The sequence below is a fragment of the Aliidiomarina halalkaliphila genome (assembly GCF_007096385.1).
GTDB classification, from domain to species: Bacteria; Pseudomonadota; Gammaproteobacteria; order Enterobacterales; family Alteromonadaceae; genus Aliidiomarina; species Aliidiomarina halalkaliphila.
Map to the genome: position 1 here is coordinate 64,839 of NZ_VJWL01000004.1, position 17,815 is coordinate 82,653.

Annotated in this window: 16 protein-coding genes, 1 other RNA gene and 1 pseudogene; 8 read left to right on the plus strand and 10 right to left on the minus strand. The window is 51.8% G+C overall.

The window, feature by feature from the left end; genetic code table 11:
* Nucleotides 1-27: 27 nt before the first annotated feature.
* Nucleotides 28-873, plus strand: coding sequence for a LysR family transcriptional regulator (locus FM042_RS10475; RefSeq protein ID WP_143236397.1), 846 nt, complete (start codon nt 28-30; stop codon nt 871-873).
* A 19-nt stretch (nt 874-892) separates the two neighbouring features.
* Here FM042_RS10475 and FM042_RS10480 read toward each other — a convergent pair whose 3' ends face one another.
* From FM042_RS10480 to FM042_RS10495, 4 genes are all read right to left on the minus strand, one after another.
* A complete protein-coding gene (locus tag FM042_RS10480; protein ID WP_143236398.1) occupies nt 893-2,080 on the minus strand; it encodes a UbiH/UbiF/VisC/COQ6 family ubiquinone biosynthesis hydroxylase in 1,188 nt (395 codons plus the stop codon).
* 86 nt (nt 2,081-2,166) lie between these two features.
* Complete coding sequence (locus tag FM042_RS10485) at nt 2,167-3,357, minus strand: FAD-dependent monooxygenase (protein ID WP_185960776.1); 1,191 nt, start codon at nt 3,355-3,357, stop codon at nt 2,167-2,169.
* Between the two features lies 1 nt (nt 3,358).
* Nucleotides 3,359-4,750, minus strand: a complete 1,392-nt coding sequence (pepP, locus tag FM042_RS10490) for a Xaa-Pro aminopeptidase (protein ID WP_143236400.1) — start codon at nt 4,748-4,750, stop codon at nt 3,359-3,361.
* A gap of 25 nt (nt 4,751-4,775) precedes the next feature.
* Nucleotides 4,776-5,348 carry a UPF0149 family protein gene (locus FM042_RS10495; protein WP_143236401.1) on the minus strand — a complete coding sequence of 191 codons (573 nt, stop codon included), beginning with the start codon at nt 5,346-5,348 and terminating at the stop codon, nt 4,776-4,778.
* Nucleotides 5,349-5,604: 256 nt separating this feature from the next.
* On the opposite strand from FM042_RS10495, the gene FM042_RS10500 reads away from it, so the two are divergent.
* From FM042_RS10500 to FM042_RS11850, 3 genes are all read left to right on the plus strand, one after another.
* Entirely contained in the window at nt 5,605-5,973 is a 369-nt protein-coding gene (locus tag FM042_RS10500) for a cell division protein ZapA (RefSeq protein ID WP_143236402.1), read from the plus strand.
* A gap of 112 nt (nt 5,974-6,085) precedes the next feature.
* Nucleotides 6,086-6,269: non-coding RNA, 6S RNA (gene ssrS / locus FM042_RS10505), on the plus strand.
* Nucleotides 6,270-6,300: 31 nt separating this feature from the next.
* Entirely contained in the window at nt 6,301-6,456 is a 156-nt protein-coding gene (locus tag FM042_RS11850) for a hypothetical protein (RefSeq protein ID WP_185960777.1), read from the plus strand.
* Nucleotides 6,457-6,498: 42 nt separating this feature from the next.
* Here FM042_RS11850 and FM042_RS10510 read toward each other — a convergent pair whose 3' ends face one another.
* Both FM042_RS10510 and FM042_RS10515 read right to left on the minus strand, forming a co-directional pair.
* On the minus strand, nt 6,499-6,981 hold the full coding sequence (locus FM042_RS10510; protein ID WP_143236403.1) for a hypothetical protein: 483 nt from the start codon (nt 6,979-6,981) through the stop codon (nt 6,499-6,501).
* Between the two features lie 59 nt (nt 6,982-7,040).
* Nucleotides 7,041-8,636: an amidohydrolase family protein gene (locus FM042_RS10515; protein WP_143236404.1), complete on the minus strand. Its 1,596-nt coding sequence runs from the start codon at nt 8,634-8,636 to the stop codon at nt 7,041-7,043.
* 130 nt (nt 8,637-8,766) lie between these two features.
* Here FM042_RS10515 and FM042_RS10520 point away from each other — a divergent pair, with 130 nt between their 5' ends.
* From FM042_RS10520 to FM042_RS10535, 4 genes are all read left to right on the plus strand, one after another.
* Nucleotides 8,767-9,405, plus strand: coding sequence for a 5-formyltetrahydrofolate cyclo-ligase (locus FM042_RS10520; protein ID WP_185960778.1), 639 nt, complete (start codon nt 8,767-8,769; stop codon nt 9,403-9,405).
* Nucleotides 9,406-9,463: 58 nt separating this feature from the next.
* Nucleotides 9,464-10,129, plus strand: coding sequence for a ribose-5-phosphate isomerase RpiA (rpiA, locus tag FM042_RS10525; protein ID WP_143236406.1), 666 nt, complete (start codon nt 9,464-9,466; stop codon nt 10,127-10,129).
* A gap of 15 nt (nt 10,130-10,144) precedes the next feature.
* Nucleotides 10,145-11,377: a phosphoglycerate dehydrogenase gene (serA, locus tag FM042_RS10530; protein ID WP_143236407.1), complete on the plus strand. Its 1,233-nt coding sequence runs from the start codon at nt 10,145-10,147 to the stop codon at nt 11,375-11,377.
* 170 nt (nt 11,378-11,547) lie between these two features.
* Nucleotides 11,548-11,949 (plus strand): hypothetical protein, encoded by a 402-nt coding sequence (locus tag FM042_RS10535; protein ID WP_143236408.1) that lies wholly within the window; start codon nt 11,548-11,550, stop codon nt 11,947-11,949.
* Nucleotides 11,950-12,045: 96 nt separating this feature from the next.
* On the opposite strand, the gene phoU is transcribed toward FM042_RS10535, so the two are convergent.
* From phoU to FM042_RS10555, 4 genes and pseudogenes are all read right to left on the minus strand, one after another.
* On the minus strand, nt 12,046-12,756 hold the full coding sequence (gene phoU, locus FM042_RS10540; RefSeq protein WP_143236409.1) for a phosphate signaling complex protein PhoU: 711 nt from the start codon (nt 12,754-12,756) through the stop codon (nt 12,046-12,048).
* Between the two features lie 19 nt (nt 12,757-12,775).
* Nucleotides 12,776-13,519: pseudogene (pstB, locus tag FM042_RS10545) on the minus strand (phosphate ABC transporter ATP-binding protein PstB); the annotation flags it as partial.
* Nucleotides 13,520-13,656: 137 nt separating this feature from the next.
* Nucleotides 13,657-15,327, minus strand: coding sequence for a phosphate ABC transporter permease PstA (gene pstA / locus FM042_RS10550; protein ID WP_143236411.1), 1,671 nt, complete (start codon nt 15,325-15,327; stop codon nt 13,657-13,659).
* Nucleotides 15,328-15,347: 20 nt separating this feature from the next.
* A complete protein-coding gene (locus FM042_RS10555) occupies nt 15,348-17,636 on the minus strand; it encodes an ABC transporter permease subunit (protein ID WP_143236412.1) in 2,289 nt (762 codons plus the stop codon).
* Nucleotides 17,637-17,815: the final 179 nt, after the last annotated feature.

Here is a 17,815-nt window from a genome sequence, read left to right on the forward strand (position 1 = left end):
CTCCAAATACCAGCACAGGTCGTGGTTATGAAACACTTATCTTTCGAAAGCCTTCGCTCTTTTGTGATGGTCACCGACTTGCAAAGCTTTACGCTCGCCGGTGAACGGCTCGGACGTTCGCAGCCAGCCATCAGCTTGCAGTTAAAAAAGCTCGAAGAACAAGTCGATGCGGTGCTCTTTGATCGCCAAGGGGGCAAGCTCAAGCTCACTGCCGCCGGTCAGGAATTATATCAAGGAGCGCGCCAGCTATTAAGCAGCCATGATCAACTGCTTGCCCGCTTTGAAAAAACGCCGATTTCTGGGCAGGTGCGTTTGGGCATTCCCAGTGAATTTGCCACCGCTCTGCTGCCTCGGGTGCTTGGGCAGTTTGCCGCCAGCTACCCGCAAATTACTTTAGAAGTAACTTCCGCGCTCAGTCGCGATTTACGTTTAGGGGCCAGCCGTGGCCAATTCGACGTGATTCTCACCGTGGCGGAGCAAGGCCCTCCCAATGCAGTACAAGTAAAAGAAGACCAATTGGTATGGGTCGCTGGCCGCTCTGATTTTAGTTGGCAGGGCCCGGTGCCCTTGGTGTTGGCCGCCGAAGGCTGTATTTATCGCCGCCGTACCTTGCAAGCGCTCAAGCAAATGGGGCGCAATTGCCGAATTACCTATACCAACTCAGATCTCACTGGGATTAGCAGCGCATTAAAAAGTGATTTGGGCACAACAGTGCTAGCAAAAAGCTCGTTGCCTGCGGATTTGGTGGAATTGCGCCATCCGGATCTGCCGCCATTAGGTACTGTGGGGATTTATCTGGAGCGCCACAGCCAAACGCCGAACGACGCCTCAGAGCATTTGCTCTCGTACTTGAGTGATTTCTTAAATCCGTAGCTTTTAGCCGTGGGCCAACTTAAAACCGGTTGGCCTGGTGCAAGAAAAAGTCTTTGAGTGGGTTTATTTCTTGGGTAATCGCCAGTCCCGCTGCCCGGGTAAAGCGAATCAGTGGGTTGGTTTTGGTAAACAACTGATGAAACCCTTCCATTACGGCAATATGACGCAATGCCGCCGCTTTACGAGCCCGTTGGTAACCGCGTAGCGCACGCATGAGCTCGTTGTGATCCCACTGACCATTTAAGGTGCCTAACCCACGTAAGCGATCGGCGAGCACATAGGCATCACCAAACCCTAAATTTGCGCCCTGCCCGGCTAATGGATGAATGGTATGGGCAGCATCGCCCATCAATACTTGCCGTCCGTAAATCCAATCTTCTGCATAACGCATGGTAAGCGGGAAACTCACGCGCTTGCTTACCACTTTGAGCACGCCCAACTGACCGTCGGCGGCTGCGGTTAATTGCTGATTAAAATCCTCATCGCTCAGGGCTAACAAATCCTGGGCTTTGCTTTTTGGAGTGCTCCACACAATAGAACACTGGTGCGGATCCGCCATGGGCAATAACGCCAAGGGGCCGTCACCGAGAAATACTTGGCGGGCAATGCCTTGATGGGGTTCGCTGCTTTCAATGGTACATACCACCCCATCTTGTTCGTAATCCCGATGATGCACTGGCGTGCCAGAAATTCCGCGCAGGCTCGATTGGCCACCATCGGCGGCAATTAACAGTTGCCCAATTACCACATCGTTATTGCTCAATTGCACACTCACATCGTGGTCGTGGTATTCCGGGGCGGTAAAACTCACATCACTTAGTAAGCGCACGCCCGCAGCTTCGGCGCTTTGCCACAGGGCGGCTTCAACTACGGCGTTTTCAATAATGGTGCCTAAATCTTTGAGATCAGCGTCGTTCGCCGAGAAATGAATATGCCCAAACGAATCATGTTCCCACACATGCATGCCTTGATAATCACCGCATTTCTGCGCAGGAATACGCTCCCAGGCGCCGAGTTCTTGTAGCCAATTGCGTACCGCATGGTTAAGGGCCGACACGCGCAGGGTTGGGCCGTCTGGCATCGCGCCGCTGCGTGCTTGCTTTTCAATCACCACCACATCACGACCATGCTTCGCCATGGCGGTCGCAAATGCGAGCCCTACCATGCCGCCGCCTACTACAATGATCTGTGTTCGAATAATTGCCATGAGTTACCCTACTATTCAGCTAGCCTGCTCGCCTGTGGTTAGTCTCTTGATGATAAGCCCAATTATGAACCCGAAGGTGAGGCTGATCATGAGCCCGCTGATGAAAACAATGAACGAAAGCCCATGGCTTTGCGCATCAGTGGCTTACTCAATAAATTGCACATACGCAGTGTGTACAGCGCCTTACTACGGGCATGCCGCAACACCGGATTGGGATTGGCAAATATATTCACTAGCCCATGGGTGAGGCTAATAATCTCGGCATAATCCCGTTGTCGCTGGGTGCGATACGCCTGCAATCCTGGAATCGCGCCGGGATCCTTGGCATCTAACTGTTGCGCCAGCTCCAGTATATCCCGCACACCCAAATTATAACCTTGGCCAGCCACCGGATGCAGGGTGTGGCATGCATTACCAATCACCACCGCGCGATGGCCAATAAAGCGATCCGCAAGGGCCAGTTGCAGGGGAAACTTCCCTTGCAACATCACCTTTTCGAGGCGCCCGGGGGCGGCGCCAAATACCTTTTGAACTGCGCGTAATTGTTCTTGCTCCGGCAAGGTCATGAGGTGCTGTGCTTGTTCCGGTTGCATACACCACACCAAGGCCGCCTCACGATTGCCTTGCGGTAACAGCGCCGCGGGCCCGTGGGGGGTAAAGCGTTCAAAGGCCCAGCCTTGATGTTTTTGTTGGTAAGTCACCACACCCGCGATTGCCACTTGATCATAAGCCGAGCGCGTCATCTCGATCCCTAGCAAATCCCGCGTGCTTGAGTTCGACCCCTCGGCCACCACCAATAAACGACAATGCAGGGGGTCTTTCATCCCCTCGATGTTGAGGGTGTATCCGGAATCGTCAGCCACGAGTTGGCGAATCTGAACGCCGCGTTCATGGCGCAACAGGGTGTGTTCTTTACTTACCTGAGCACAGCGCTCATCAAGGGCTTGCTGCAACACGCCCGCCATGGCCACATAGCCCAACGCAGGCAGATTTTCGCGCTCTGCATGCATTTCCATGCTACCCGGGGCTTCGGTTTCCGATACATGAATATGGGAGATCGCCGCACTGCGCTCTAGGGCCCCGTTCCAAATGCCATATTCGGCAAGCACTTGTTGCGTGCGCAGTGCCAGAGCTAATCCACGGGGATCTTGATAGGTTGCCCCTTGCTGATGATCCAGCAAAGCAATCGACAGCTCAGGAAAGCGCCGGGCAAATACCAAGGCGGCTAAACAGCCGGTGAGCCCGCCGCCAGCAATGGCAATATCAACGTGGCGCACGTTAGGCATCCTCTCCACGTTTTGAGGCGCTTGTTGCGCGTTCCCGGGTTCCTGTCGACATTCCTGCCGACATTCCTGTAGACATTCCTGCCGACATCAGCGCCTCAATGCCTTCAATGCTCTTCGGTACCCCAGCGGTTAAATTATGATAGCCATCCGCGGTCACCAATAGATCATCTTCAATACGAATACCGATGCCGCGGTATTGCTCAGGCACGGTGTCGTCGTCGGGGGCAAAATACAAGCCCGGCTCAATGGTTAACACCATACCCGGTTTTAATTTAATCGGTGCGCCATCAGCATCGTAGTTGCCCACATCATGCACATCGAGGCCCAACCAATGACCCAAACCATGAATAAAGAAGCGGCGGCAACTCAAGTCGTTGATATGGGTTTTCACATCCCCTTGCAAGATCCCGAGCTTAATTAAGCCTTCGGTAAGCACTTTAATCGCCGCTTCTTGGGCTTTGGGCAAGGAGCTGCCGGGTTTAATCTGGGCAAACGCGGCTTCTTGCGACGCTAACACCACCTCGTACAGCGCGCGCTGCACCGGGCTAAATGTGCCATTCACTGGGAAGGTTCGGGTAATGTCGGCGGCGTAGCCTTGGTATTCACAGCCAGCATCGATCAGCAATAAATCGCCATCGCACAACTCATCGGAATTGCTTGTATAGTGCAAAATACACGCATTTTCGCCGCCGCCAACGATGGATCCATAGGCCGCACCTGCCCCACCATGATGACGAAACTCATGCTGCAATAAAGCTTCCACCTGATATTCAAACATGCCCGGACGAACACTTTGCATCGCGCGTTTGTGTGCTTCAACGGTAATATCCGCGGCGCGTTGCATGAGGGCAATTTCTTGGTCGGATTTGATCAGCCGCTGTTGATGCAGCTGCGGGCGACTATCGTGCCAATGGGGTGGCGCCGTTTTACTGCGCTTTGGCGCGGCCCGTAACTGGCGTAGATGCTCGCGCAACTTGGCTTCGAACACCGGGAATTGATCAAAGGCATAATACAAATGCTCGCTGCCATCGAGATATTCAGGCAACAGCGTGTCGAGTTCATTCAGCGCATGGCATTGTGCGACACCAGAGAGGCTTTGCGCCTGTTCACAGCCTAACCGACGCCCGTGCCATACTTCCGCGTGCGGATCTCGCGGCAATACAAATAAGATTTCCGAAACTTCAGCATCGGGCAACAACACAAGTACCGCATCGGGTTCATTTATGCCGGTGAGATAGAAAAAGTCACTGTCCTGGCGAAACGGAAAATGAGTATCGCGGCTACGAATCACTTCAGACGCCCCAGGAAAAATCGCAATTCCCTGAGGTTTCATGGATTTCATAAAGGCTTGGCGCCGGTGTTGGTATTCAGCAGCCTGCGGCATAACTCGTTTTCCTCAACAGCACAAATTAATGAATCGTTTGATTTACTGGAGCCACTGGAGTAGATACGCCACTGAGCTCGTTAAAGCACATAATGGCAGTAATTCGAACGTATTCGCTTACTTCATAAAACGCCCGTTCATCTTCTTCACCGCTCAGCACATCACTGGATAACTTAGAAATCTCCGCCATATCTTGAATGGCTTCTTTCAAATCATCGGATGCCTTGGCTAAGTTCTGTTGATGTATACCAAAGCCCACTAAAAAGCATTGGGTCCATTCGGTTAAGGCCACCACGCGATCTTCGAGGGGTTCGTCGTCACTGGGGAGCACCATCTGGAAACTCAGATCAGGACACTCTAACCCCGTAACGGTATGGGTATGCAGGGCTTCGAGCTCGTTCAGTAATGGTGCGCTGAACTTTTCGCCTTCGTTGGTGAGATCCGATAACGCCAAGAGCCAATCACGTTCTTTACTCGGGGCACTGCTGGCCACCAAACCGGTAAGCATTCCATGCATTTCAGCGGCACTGACGATCACATTTTCTTGCGCTAACAGTCGGGTTAGTTTCTCAAACCACTGGGAACTTGCTTCACTCATATTGAACTGTCCAATTTGGATAGATGTTGCATCCCTAATGCTACCATTCGTTGGCCTTCTCAGCCAGAAAACCGCTTACAAATCTATTTCACTGAAAGATTGCAAGTTAATAACGCTACCGCTATCCTGCGGCTAATCGCCAGCGCTGTTGCGGCGATCCCGCTGTGAATGTAAGAACAACGAATTCAGCTTGCGTTTTCGAAGATTCCGAAACGGACTATACTCACCACTATATGTTGATTTGAGGGAGCGTGACATGAGTAGTAATGTCGTAGACATCAAGATTCTGGACCGAAGCTATCGGGTGATGTGCCCGGATGGTCAGGAAACTGCGTTGCGCGAAGCTGCCAAACAACTCGATGAACGCATGGTGGAAACGCGCACCTCGACCAAACTGACCAATATGGAGCAGATTGCCATTATGGCAGCGCTTAACTTGTGTCATGAATGGATTCAGGATCGCGCGGTGGAAAGCAAAAAAATTGCAGCTTTGGAAGATAAAGTGAGCTTATTACAAGCCACTATCGAAAAAGCCATAGGTGACCCTCGTGCGGCAGAGCGACAAATGGCCGACGCGGGCGAGCTCGAGCTCACAGAAGAAGATCCTAATAAACACGATCAGTAACCAACGCGGTGCGTTGGTTGGATTCAGGGCCAACGCGATGCGTTGGGTAGGATTCAGGGCCAACGCGGTGCGTTGGGTACCAGCCCGCAAGGGAGATATGGTACAATAGTTATGTTCTCTGGGGTGTTTGCCAGCATGTGAATGTCCCTGAGCCGATACTCTTAGTATAGGGTCCTGTTGGATTACCAGTGCGCAAGCCCGACCTGTATCGGGAAGCCTGCGGTAGTTTCTCCAGCACCCGCCTTGAACCATTGGGTTCAAGGGCTGACACGATGCAGCGGCACCTTGGAGAACACCTTTCGCTAGGCATGAATGAGGGAAAAAGCGATGAAAAAATTAGAAATTGTTGCAGCCGTGGTACTCGTGATTGCAACCATCGTGATTCTAAACACCTGCAGCAATCAATCGACTTGGTCGGAAGCTTTAGAAGAAGAGGCCCGAGAAGCTGTCGAGCCAATCACTAACGGTGACGACGATAACTAGCGAATGACTGGCGAATGACTAGCGAACAGTTAGAGCAGCACCTTATCGCTCTTGCCGAAACTCGAATATCACACCTTGGTAAGCCATTAATAAGCGTTCGTCGTCTAAACGAATAAGCTCTGCACCAGGCGTAAACCACTCTTCCCCATCACACTCGATATAGAGCAACTGCACTGGCGTATCGGTACGCGTACCAAATAAATCCGGATTAATACCAATCCGACCTGCGACTAGCCCCCATTGTTGCCAATCTGTGGTCATGCTTGGGTTTCTGCAATCGTATTTACTAAATCGGATTCGGCGCTCTTCAAAGTAAGCACTGTACCCTAGCCACTCTACCGCTCGCCCCGGGGCAAGTTCTGCCGACGCCGTGGTATGAATTTGTTTAATCTTCCATTCACCACGCAGCTCCGGACCATACATAGGGCCACAGGCCGCTAGTGCTAACGCAAGCACCAGACCCATAGTGACAGCCATGGCCATTCGATAATCCAGCACCTGCGAAAACTTTCCTCGTTGTTTCATCTCACGGTCTCCGGAGTACGCACTCCGTTAATGTTACTCATTGACGCTACTCATTGACGTTATTCAGCAGCCTCTTCTTTGGCGAGGCGCACAATTTCGCGTACATCGGCTAACAGCTGTTGTGCGTCATACAACACGCCATCGCGCATGGTCCACAAAATGCCTTGGGTACGTTCCGGCTCATTGTGATCATTTAGCCTATAGTGCCCTGTTCCATAGAGAACCTTCAAGTTTCTTAGTGGATTCTCTTTGACAATAAACAAATCCGCGCGTTTACCGGGCACAATACTGCCAATTTCATCTTCCAAACCAAGGGCTTCTGCCCCGCTTAAGGTCGCGGCACGCACCACTTCCAGCGCATTAAAGCCCGCTTCGCGCAACAGCTCGAGCTCTTGAATATAGCCAAAGCCATATATTTTGTAGATATAGCCCGAATCAGACCCTGCGGTAACGCGACCGCCATGATTTTTGTAGTCGTTTAAGAATTCAAACCAAAGACGATAATTCTCGCGCCAGGCGATTTCATGATCCGTGGTCCAATCAAACCAATAGGAGCCATGGGCATAACGACTCGGTTTAAAGAATTCCCATAAGGTGGGCAGTGTATATTCGTCGTGCCACTCTGCGTTGCGCTGGGCTGCTGCATCGCGGCTGGCTTCGTAAATATTGAGCGTCGGGTTGATGGTGAAATCGAGGGCGATCAGTTCATCGCGTACTTCATTCCAACGATCCGACCCCTTACGTGCAGCTTGTTTCCACAACTGCCCCGCTTCACCAAAGCGATCTTGCTCGTTTTGGTAGTTGTAATCTGGCGAATAGTTTTGAATCACTTGATTGGTGAACAAGGCTTCTGGCAACCCGTACCAATGCTCCATGGTGCCTAAGCCCATGCGGGCTGAATCCAATACATTGGTGCGCACCACATTGAGCTGGGCATGATGCATCATGGTGCCCATTCCCAGCTGATTCGCTTCGTCGATAGCCGCTGAAATCACCCGTGGCGTTGCACCAAAGAACTTAATGCCTTGGGCACCTAACTCATGCACTGAACGAATCCATTCACGAGCTTGCTCGCCGGTAATAATTGGCTCTTGGCTGCCGCGCCCAAAGCCCGCATAAGGAATAATGCGCGGCGAGATCGTTTCGTGGGCTGCGGCTTTCCGGGCTTCTTCAAGCGTCCATTCTACGCCGCGAAAGCTGCCGGGTTCACGAATCGTGGTAATACCGTGGGCTAACCAAAGTTTGTATACGTACTCGGGCGGAATATTCGCCGCTGAGCCACCGATGTGCCCATGCATATCAATAAATCCAGGGAGCACGTAGTGACCGCTAATATCGATTTCTTTGGTGTTTTCGTCGGCCTTAGGGCGACCTTGTTCGCGAATTGGCACTCCCGGGTAGCCCACCACGTCGACCCGCGTAATGGTATTGCCTTCAATCACGATATCCACCGGCCCCACGGGCGGCGCGCCTTCACCATTCACCACAATGCCGCCGCGTAAAATAATGCGTTCAAACGGCCCTTCACTGGCGGCTTGCACGATTGGTGCGGCCAACAGCCCTAAGGTAAGGAGGCAAAGAAGTCCACCCTGCCAGCGGCTGATGAGCGACGCTATTAGGGGTGTGCTGGTGTGAGTGTTGGTGTGTGTGGTCATGGGTAATTCCAATTATTTTTTGAATAGGCTTCTCATCTGCAGATGAGTTTCGCATACTGTTCATTCGGATTGCGTCAGTGTGGCAAGCTCTCGTATTGAAGTAAAGTATCCCTGCCAGGAGGCTCCTGAAGTGACGACAGATACCCCAAAAAACGCGCTTAATGCCGCCGACGAGTTATCGCGGACGCTGCTGCGTAAGCATTTTCGGAGTTGTCGTAAGCAAATCGGCGAGGCGCAACGGGCGCAGGCAGAACAAAAGATATTAGAGCGCGTGGCTGAGTTAATTCAGCATCGCGGTGCCACCACCATTGGCGGTTATTTTCCCAACGACGGCGAGCCCGATCTTACCCCCTTGATGACCCAGCTTGCGCCGCATCAGCGCTTCGCCGTGCCTGTGTTACACCCCTTTCACAAAAACCATTTATTGTTTTTGCGCACAGATCAAAACACGCCCCTGCAACCCAACAAGTTTGGCATTCCCGAACCTGCCTGCGAGGTGCCCAGTGTGGTGCCTTTAGCCGCGATTCACGTACTCCTCGTGCCGTTGGTGGCCTTTGATCAACACGGCAATCGCTTAGGCATGGGTGGCGGCTTTTTTGATCGCACCCTCGCCCCTTGGCTACGCGGCGAGCTTCCCCACCTGCTTCCGGTAGGTGTGGCATTCGATGAGCAACAGGCAGAGTCGTTGCCCCATGCACACTGGGACGTTCCTTTACCGATGATTATCACTCCCTCGAAAAGCTGGCAGTTCTCCCGCAGAGACGTATAATGAGTGTCCATCCTGACAGCAACATATTCCTTCCCTCTAACGTCAGCATGGAGCACCTATGAGCACGCAAGATAACGCCAAGCGTCTCGCTGCGGAAGCAGCCATCGCCTATGTCAAACCGGGCACCATTGTTGGAGTCGGCACCGGCTCAACGGTGAATTACTTTATCGATGCCCTTGCCGCGCTAAAGCAAGACATCGAAGGTGCCGTTTCTAGCTCTGAAGCATCTACAGCGCGCTTAAAATCTCATGGTATTCCGGTATACGACTTAAATGGCGCCGGCGACATCGACGTGTATGTAGATGGCGCGGATGAAATTAACCGTCACCTGCAAATGATCAAGGGCGGCGGTGGTGCGTTAACCCGTGAAAAAATCGTCGCGGCTGTGGCCAAAACCTTTGTCTGCATCGCCGATACCAGCAAAGAAGTGGATATGCTCGGCACCTTCCCGTTACCTGTGGAAGTGATCCCTATGGCCCGTTCTTATGTGGCCCGAGAGATTGTGAAACTTGGCGGCGATCCGGTATACCGCGAGGGCGTTACAACCGATAACGGCAACATCATTCTTGATGTTTATAATCTGCATATCGATGAGCCCATAGCGCTGGAAGGCAAACTCAATCAAATTACAGGTGTTGTTACCAATGGTCTGTTTGCCGCTCGCGGCGCAGACGTTGCCTTGTTGAGCGATGGTCAGCAAGTCATTACCCGAACCCGCGATTAGCCAGGAGTCGAAGTCATGCCCCCGATGTACTCACTTGCCAAAAAGAAAATCAAAGTACTGTTGCTTGAGGGGGTTCATCCCAGCGCCGTCAATTGTTTTAAGCAACACGGTTATACCGAAATCGATCAAGTAAGCACCGCCCTAAACGAAGACGAGTTAGCTGCCCGCATTGGTGATTATCATTTCCTCGGTATTCGCTCGGGCACGCAAGTGTCTCACAAAGTGCTGCAACACGCAGAACGCCTCAATGCCATTGGCTGCTTCTGTATTGGTACCAATCAGGTGGATGTGGAAGCGGCCCGCAAATTTGGTATCCCGGTATTTAACGCGCCTTTTTCCAATACGCGCAGTGTTGCAGAGTTGGTACTTGCGGAAATCATAATGTTGCTGCGCAAGGTGCCAGAAAAAAGTACCGCCTGCCATAACGGTGGCTGGTTAAAATCAGCCCAAGGCTCCCATGAAGCCCGGGGCAAAACGCTAGGTATTGTCGGTTATGGCCACATTGGTACCCAATTAGGTGTGCTTGCCGAGCAACTGGGCATGCGGGTGCTGTTCTATGACATTGAAACCAAGTTATCCTTGGGCAACGCCTGTCCGATGCTCACCTTAGATTCGCTATTGAAAACTAGCGATGTGGTGTCGCTGCACGTGCCAGAAACCGAGCAAACACGTAATTTGATCAGTGCCCGTAGATTAGGGGTTATGAAACCAGGCGCCTGCTTAATTAATGCATCCCGTGGTACTGTGGTGGATCTCGACGCCCTCGCCACACGACTCAAAGAAGGCCATCTCAATGGCGCCGCCATTGATGTGTTCCCAGTGGAGCCAAAGAGCAACGACGATATTTTTGAATCTCCCCTGCGCGGCTTAAGCAATGTAATTCTCACGCCACATATTGGTGGCAGCACCCAGGAAGCCCAAGAAAACATAGGCATCGAAGTTGCCCACAAACTCATTAAATATTCCGATAACGGTTCAACCTTATCTGCGGTGAACTTCCCTGAAGTAAGCTTGCCGATTCATGCTGAAAGCAGCCGTTTATTGCATATTCATCGCAATCAGCCTGGGGTGCTCACCCGTATCAACCAAATATTTGCCGAGCTGGGTGTGAATATTTCCGGACAGTATCTGCAAACAGATAATGAACTGGGCTATGTAGTTATGGACGTCGACAGCGACTTAGCAGAACAGGCATTAGAGCAATTAAAACAAGTGCCGGGCACTATTCGTTGCCGTGTATTGCACTAAGCTTCTTATTCGAGCTCATATTCGACCGCCAGTTCGGCCTTAAACTTAGCGTGGCCTCGGCTTTTAATTGAGTTGCACTCAGTTACACACCGCTTGGGCGTTTCACTAAGTTGACGATACCGGGTTTTACAGATAAACCTATAGGATGACTCGGAAAAGGATCCGCAACGATGAAATTCATTCTCGCAACATGCCTTGCCGCGCTCATGAGCGTGATGCCAACAACCACCGCCCATGCTCAGCAAGAAGATCTGCTGTTTGAGAATATCGGTGTGGTTCTTTATTTTATGGAACTGAATGAGCGTATTCGCCGCCAGTGCAACCGGTCTATGTTGTCTCTACATAATATTTTGGATATCGACCAACTCATTCGTACCAAAGCTGGCGTGAGCTATCTTGAAGCCCTCGATCTGGTGGAGGCGGAAGGCCTTGATGCTGACTTTTTCGACGACGAAGCGTTCGAAATCATTGACCTGCTTGGGTGTTCCAATGAGCTCAATGAACTCTGGTTTGAGCTTCAGGATGATAGTTTCGAACCCGCTCTCCGGGCTATCGCGCAACATCGCAATTAGTTCTGTAGCACTGCTTAGGTTGATATAAAAAACGCGGCTAACTAAGCCGCGTTTTTTGTGGGTGCTGTCCGATAGCTTGTAAGAGCTGCGTTCGGCTTAGCGCTTGCGCTGCACCGTATTTTCCATACTTTCGGTGGAGGTATGGCGCACGTCTTTACCGTATACATTGTAGATAATGTACTCGGAAATATTCTGACAACGGTCGCCGATACGCTCGAGCGAACGCGCCGACCACACCACATCCATGATCTTTGGAATGCTGCGCGGATCTTCCATCATGTAGGTCATGAGCTGACGCATCATGGCTTCGTACTGGCGGTCAATGTTGCCATCCGACTTGTGAACTTCCAGAGCGGCTTCACCGTCCATACGCGCAAACGCATCCAGCGCCTGGCGTAACATCTGAATCACGAGTTGGCCTAGGTTTTCTAAGCTCACCAACAAGTGCTTCTGATCACTGCTGAAGCTCTCTTTCGCCACGCGCGCCAAACGCTTTACTTCATCACCAATACGCTCTAAATCGGCGATGGTTTTCAGCGTTGCGACGATTAAGCGCAGATCGCTGGCGGTGGGCTGACGCTTGGCAATAATGCGCGTACAGGCACCATCGATATCCATTTCTAGCGAATTTATTTTCTTATCGTTCGAGAGCACTGCATCGGCCAATTCGTTGTCGTTGCTTTCAATCGCCAACAACGCATCAGTAAGCTGCTTTTCAACCATGCCACCCATGGAAAGTACCGCATTGCGGACGCTCTCCAGTTCGTTATCGAACTGTTCGGAAATATGTTTGCCTTTATTTTCCATAACTCACCTCTCTCAATGCTTAACCGTAGCGTCCGGTAATATAATCTTCAGTTTGTTTTTTCGCCGGCGTGGTAAACAAGGTATTGGTGTCGGCGTACTCAATTAGTTCACCCATGTACAAGAAAGCGGTTTGATCGGATACCCGCGCCGCTTGTTGCATGTTATGGGTGACGATCACAATGGTGTATTGCTCCTTGAGATCGTTAATTAACTCTTCAATTTTTAGCGTCGAGATGGGATCCAGCGCCGATGCGGGCTCATCCAACAGCAACACTTCTGGCTCAATGGCAATCGCCCGGGCAATCACCAAACGCTGTTGCTGACCACCCGACAAACCAAAGGCGTTGTCGTTTAAACGGTCTTTTACTTCATCCCACAAAGCGGCGCCGCGCAGCGATTGCTCGACCACTTCATCGAGGGTGCGACGGTCGTTCACGCCTTGTAAGCGCAAGCCGTAAGCCACGTTCTCATAAATCGACTTTGGAAATGGGTTTGGCTTCTGGAACACCATACCGATTTGGCGACGTAATTCCGCCACATCGACACCTGGCTTATAAATGTTATCGCCATCCAATAAAATTTCGCCGGTAATGCTACAGCTATCCACTAAGTCGTTCATGCGATTAAAGCAGCGGAGCAAGGTTGATTTACCGCAACCTGAAGGACCGATAAAGGCCGTAACCCGCTTTTCAGGAATAACTAAATCAATGCCTTTTAAGGCTTCGTCTTTGCCATAAGATAAGCGCAGGTTCTTCACTTCCAGCTTGCAAGGAAGATCCTTGATATTCACTTCGCTTGGCGCAGCTAAATGCGTTTTCAGGGTCGGCTTTTCAGTTTGTTTTTCCATAATATTCACTTTGCTCTCAAATTGAATTCGTTGCAGCGACGAGGTGACTCGGATTAATCCGAGTCACTGCGATACTTCTCACGCAAGCGGTTGCGGATACTGATTGCGGTAAGGTTCAACATCACAATCAACACCACCAGAACCAAGGCGGTGGCATACACCAGTGGCCGCGAGGCTTCTACGTTCGGGCTTTGGAAGCCAACGTCGAAAATGTGGAAGCCAAGGTGCATAATCTTCCGCTCCAAGTGAATGAAGGGGAACTCGCCATCGATCGGCAAGTTCGGTGCCAGTTTCACCACACCCACGAGCATCAGCGGTGCCACTTCACCGGCCGCACGCGCAATCGCCAATATTAGTCCTGTCATCATGCCTGGGGTCGCCAAAGGCACAACCACGCGCCATAGGGTTTCCGATTTGGTCGCTCCAAGCGCCAGCGAGCCCTGACGCACCGTACTTGGAATACGTGCCAAGCCTTCTTCGGTAGACACAATCACCACCGGTAAGGTTAACAGTGCCAAGGTTAACGACGCCCAGAACAAGCCCGGTGTTCCGTAGGTTGGTGATGGTAACGCTGCTTCGTAGAAGATCCGATCGATGTTGCCACCGAGGAAGTACACAAAGAAGCCTAAACCAAACACCCCGAACACAATCGACGGAACCCCCGCGAGGTTATACACGCTGATCCGAATCATGCGGGTAATCGGCCCCTGCTTGGCATACTCGCGCAAATAAATGGCGGCTAAGATACCGAAGGGCGTGACCATAATCGACATAATAAACACCATGGTAATGGTGCCGAATATCGCCGGGAAGATACCGCCTTCGGTGTTGGCTTCACGCGGTTCAGTACTGAGAAACTCGCCGATTTTTGCAAAGTACTGGATAAATTTGGCCGTGAGCGACATATCATTAGGCTGGGTGATAGCAATGATGGTGCTCAGGTTTAAGGTCACTTCACGGCCGTCAGTCATGCGCATCACCAGGGCATCGCGGCGACGCTCCCGTTGCAGCTCATCCATTTGCTGGCGTAACACATCGTATTCCGCGTCGAGGGCTTCGCGCTGACGCTCTAATTCTGCGCGTCGTGTCGCCAGCTCGGATTCGTCTAATCCTTGCAGCTCCATGCTGCGCAGTTCTAATCGAATGCGCTCAATGGCCGTGTTAATTCGGCCCACTTCGCGACGTTCGATTTGGCGTTGTTCGTTGGCGCGTGTCACCGCCCGCTCTACCGCTACTGCGAGTTGCGTTGGGAAGCTTTCGTGATCAGCGGTTACCGTCACCAAACCGTCAGTAAGTAACGCCACCGGGAAACCATAAAAATTACCCCACTCCCGGCGCTCGATAACAAACACGCCTTTCGGATACGTGACTTCACCCATGGTGTTGCCAAAGTGCCACACGAAATCAGTACCAAACTGGTCGCGGTTCCCCTGTTTAAAGAGGTAGCGCGTAACCAAGTCTTGGTCTTCCGCAACTGGGTTGCCCCCTTCCCGCGCCATCGACGCGGTAATGGTTTCGCTGCGCACGATTTCACCCATCACTGAGCTCACTTCGCCCGTGCGGAAGTTCGTAATCTCTACTTGAGCAACGTCTCCTGGCCAAAAGTGGCTCAGGCCGCGTACGGCAATCAGGCTTAGGAGGCCAACCACCATAACGATACTAATCGTTACCGCACCGCCGGTTAACCAAATCCAAGGCGTACCGCTTCTAAACCATTGTTTCATCGTTTATATACCCCTTGTAATTACAGGCTGCTGTAACGTTTACGTAAGCGCTGACGTACCACTTCAGCGATGGTGTTCAAGATAAAGGTGAAGGTGAGGAGCACCAACGCCGCCAAGAACAGTATTCTAAAGTGCGTGCTGCCTACGGCGGTTTCTGGCAGTTCCACCGCGATATTGGCCGACAAGGTCCGCATCCCTTCAAAGATATTGAAGTTCACGATCGGGCTGTTCCCCGTGGCCATCAGTACGATCATGGTTTCACCCACAGCGCGACCGAAACCAATCATGATGGCTGAGAAAATGCCCGGACTCGCTGTTGGAATCACCACGCCTAGCACGGTTTGCCAGGGTGTCGCACCCAGTGCCAATGACCCTTGGGTTAAATGGCGAGGCACGTTAAACACTGCATCTTCAGCAATCGAGTAAATCGTTGGAATCACCGCGAAGCCCATGGCCACACCAACCACCATGGCGTTGCGCTGATCGTAAGTAATGCCGTTCTCGGTAAACCACTGGCGCATGCTGCCATCGAAGAACCAGACTTCGACGTAAGGGCTCAAGGTGACCATGGCCCACCCAAACAACAGCACCACAGGCACTAAGATGGCGGCTTCCCACCCGCCTGGAATGCGGTTGCGCAGATACAGTGGCAGGAAGCGCCACAAGAACGCCATTAACAACATCACAATCGGCATGCCGATCAGCAGTGAGAACACAGCAGGAAGGTTATTTTCCATAAAGGGGGCCAACCACAGGCCCGCCAAGAAGCCCAAGATAACTGTGGGTAAGGCTTCCATAATTTCAATGGTGGGTTTGACCATGCCGCGCAGCTTTGGCGTCATAAAGTAGGCTGTGTAGATTGCCCCCATAATAGCCAATGGCATGGCGAACAACATGGCAAAGAAGGCCGCTTTTAAGGTACCAATCGACAACGGTACCAAGCTAAATTTTGACTCGAACTCATCGCTGGCCGACGACGACTGCCAAATATATTCAGGATCGCTGCGCCCTTCGTACCACACCTTGTTCCACAGTGCAGAGAAAGAGATTTGTGGGTGACGGTTCCACAGTTCGTTGACTTGCAGATTGTTGCTTTGGTCGAGCACGATTAAGCGGCGATTCACCGGCGACAAGGCCAAGCCTTTTACCGGGCCATCTTGCATCTGTTGCTGCAATAATGTGCGCGCCGAGGTGCCGTAATGCACACCCACGGTGCCGTTCGCATCACCGACAATAAAGCCCTTGCGGGTGTGTTCTGGGGCAATATGCGTAATCGCCGCGTTGTGCGGCTTGAAGTCACGAATACGCACCAACACGCGGTTGTTTTCATCATCCCGCACCAAGAACCATTGGCTCAAGGTGCCTTGGTCGGTACCGACAATAATGGACACCGAGCCCACCAAGAAATCCATGGCAGTAATGTATTCGCCTTCTGCTGCCCGAATACTGTGTACCAGTGCTGCTTCGCGCGGATTGCGGATATCGATGTAATGCAGGTAGCCCGCAGTATCGGCGACAAACACGCTGCGCATATCTTTATCGACTAGGATGGTTTGTGGAGGCGCAGGCAACGTTGGTAACACGCCACGGCTCACTTGCGTTTCTACTTCACCGGTAAATAAATTTTCCCGGGTGGTAAGGCGCGCTGTGACTAAACGATGATCGCTGGTATAGCCCACCAGAATGGCGGCACGGGCACCGCGGGTATTTTCTTGCACACTCAAGTGCGTAATGGCTTGGCCTTCTGGGTCTAGCTGAATAGGCTCTTGACCATAAGGCCGACCGACGGAAGGTGTAATCAAACGCACATCGTCGGGGAAGGTGACTTGGTATTCGGCACGAACTAAATTCACGGAGCCGTCATCGTAGCCAAAACCGACGAGTCCACCAATATCTTCGCCTTTGGCAAAAGTGCTAATGGTGGCGCCTGGGTTACCAGCAACGTCATCCTGATAACGCACCGCGCCCGAATCCAGTTCAAAGAAGGTCACCTGACCACTCGCGTCGAAGTTAAGCCCCAACTCTTGATAACGCTCAATAGTTAAATGCAATGACGGGGTTTCACCGGGTAATTCGAAGGTTGTTTCGTGGGTGACTTCAGCCCCTTTAAAGATGGGCATTACTTCATAGAACAGGTAAATGAATATCGTCGCTAGCGACAACACCACGCCAAATCCGGCAGCGGTTATCCCCCAACGTGATAAACCATTTTTGAACATTCGAATGCGCCGGCGCTTGGCGCGCAACTCTGCACTCGGTAATCTGGACTCACGCCGGTGGCGCAGTGAGCTAGCAGTTGAATCTGTCATGATACGAAAGTCTCATAGTGGCAGATAGATGAATATCATGAAGGCGAATGTAGCCAACTTTTATGACAGCAATATGACAACGACATAAAAACGTCACGCAATTGCAATATTTTCTCGTTCGCTTAAATACAAAAAGAGGCACATCCTGTGCCCCTTTTCGTTGTTTACTCACATACAGC

Coding starts and splice junctions, on each gene's coding strand:
- FM042_RS10475 (WP_143236397.1), top strand. CDS start 28: ATGAAACACTTATCTTTCGAAAGCCTTCGCTCTTTTGTGATGGTCACC.
- FM042_RS10480 (WP_143236398.1), bottom strand. CDS start 2,080: ATGGCAATTATTCGAACACAGATCATTGTAGTAGGCGGCGGCATGGTA.
- pepP (WP_143236400.1), bottom strand. CDS start 4,750: ATGCCGCAGGCTGCTGAATACCAACACCGGCGCCAAGCCTTTATGAAA.
- FM042_RS10495 (WP_143236401.1), bottom strand. CDS start 5,348: ATGAGTGAAGCAAGTTCCCAGTGGTTTGAGAAACTAACCCGACTGTTA.
- FM042_RS10500 (WP_143236402.1), top strand. CDS start 5,605: ATGAGTAGTAATGTCGTAGACATCAAGATTCTGGACCGAAGCTATCGG.
- FM042_RS11850 (WP_185960777.1), top strand. CDS start 6,301: ATGAAAAAATTAGAAATTGTTGCAGCCGTGGTACTCGTGATTGCAACC.
- FM042_RS10510 (WP_143236403.1), bottom strand. CDS start 6,981: ATGAAACAACGAGGAAAGTTTTCGCAGGTGCTGGATTATCGAATGGCC.
- FM042_RS10515 (WP_143236404.1), bottom strand. CDS start 8,636: ATGACCACACACACCAACACTCACACCAGCACACCCCTAATAGCGTCG.
- rpiA (WP_143236406.1), top strand. CDS start 9,464: ATGAGCACGCAAGATAACGCCAAGCGTCTCGCTGCGGAAGCAGCCATC.
- serA (WP_143236407.1), top strand. CDS start 10,145: ATGCCCCCGATGTACTCACTTGCCAAAAAGAAAATCAAAGTACTGTTG.
- FM042_RS10535 (WP_143236408.1), top strand. CDS start 11,548: ATGAAATTCATTCTCGCAACATGCCTTGCCGCGCTCATGAGCGTGATG.
- phoU (WP_143236409.1), bottom strand. CDS start 12,756: ATGGAAAATAAAGGCAAACATATTTCCGAACAGTTCGATAACGAACTG.
- pstA (WP_143236411.1), bottom strand. CDS start 15,327: ATGAAACAATGGTTTAGAAGCGGTACGCCTTGGATTTGGTTAACCGGC.
- FM042_RS10555 (WP_143236412.1), bottom strand. CDS start 17,636: ATGACAGATTCAACTGCTAGCTCACTGCGCCACCGGCGTGAGTCCAGA.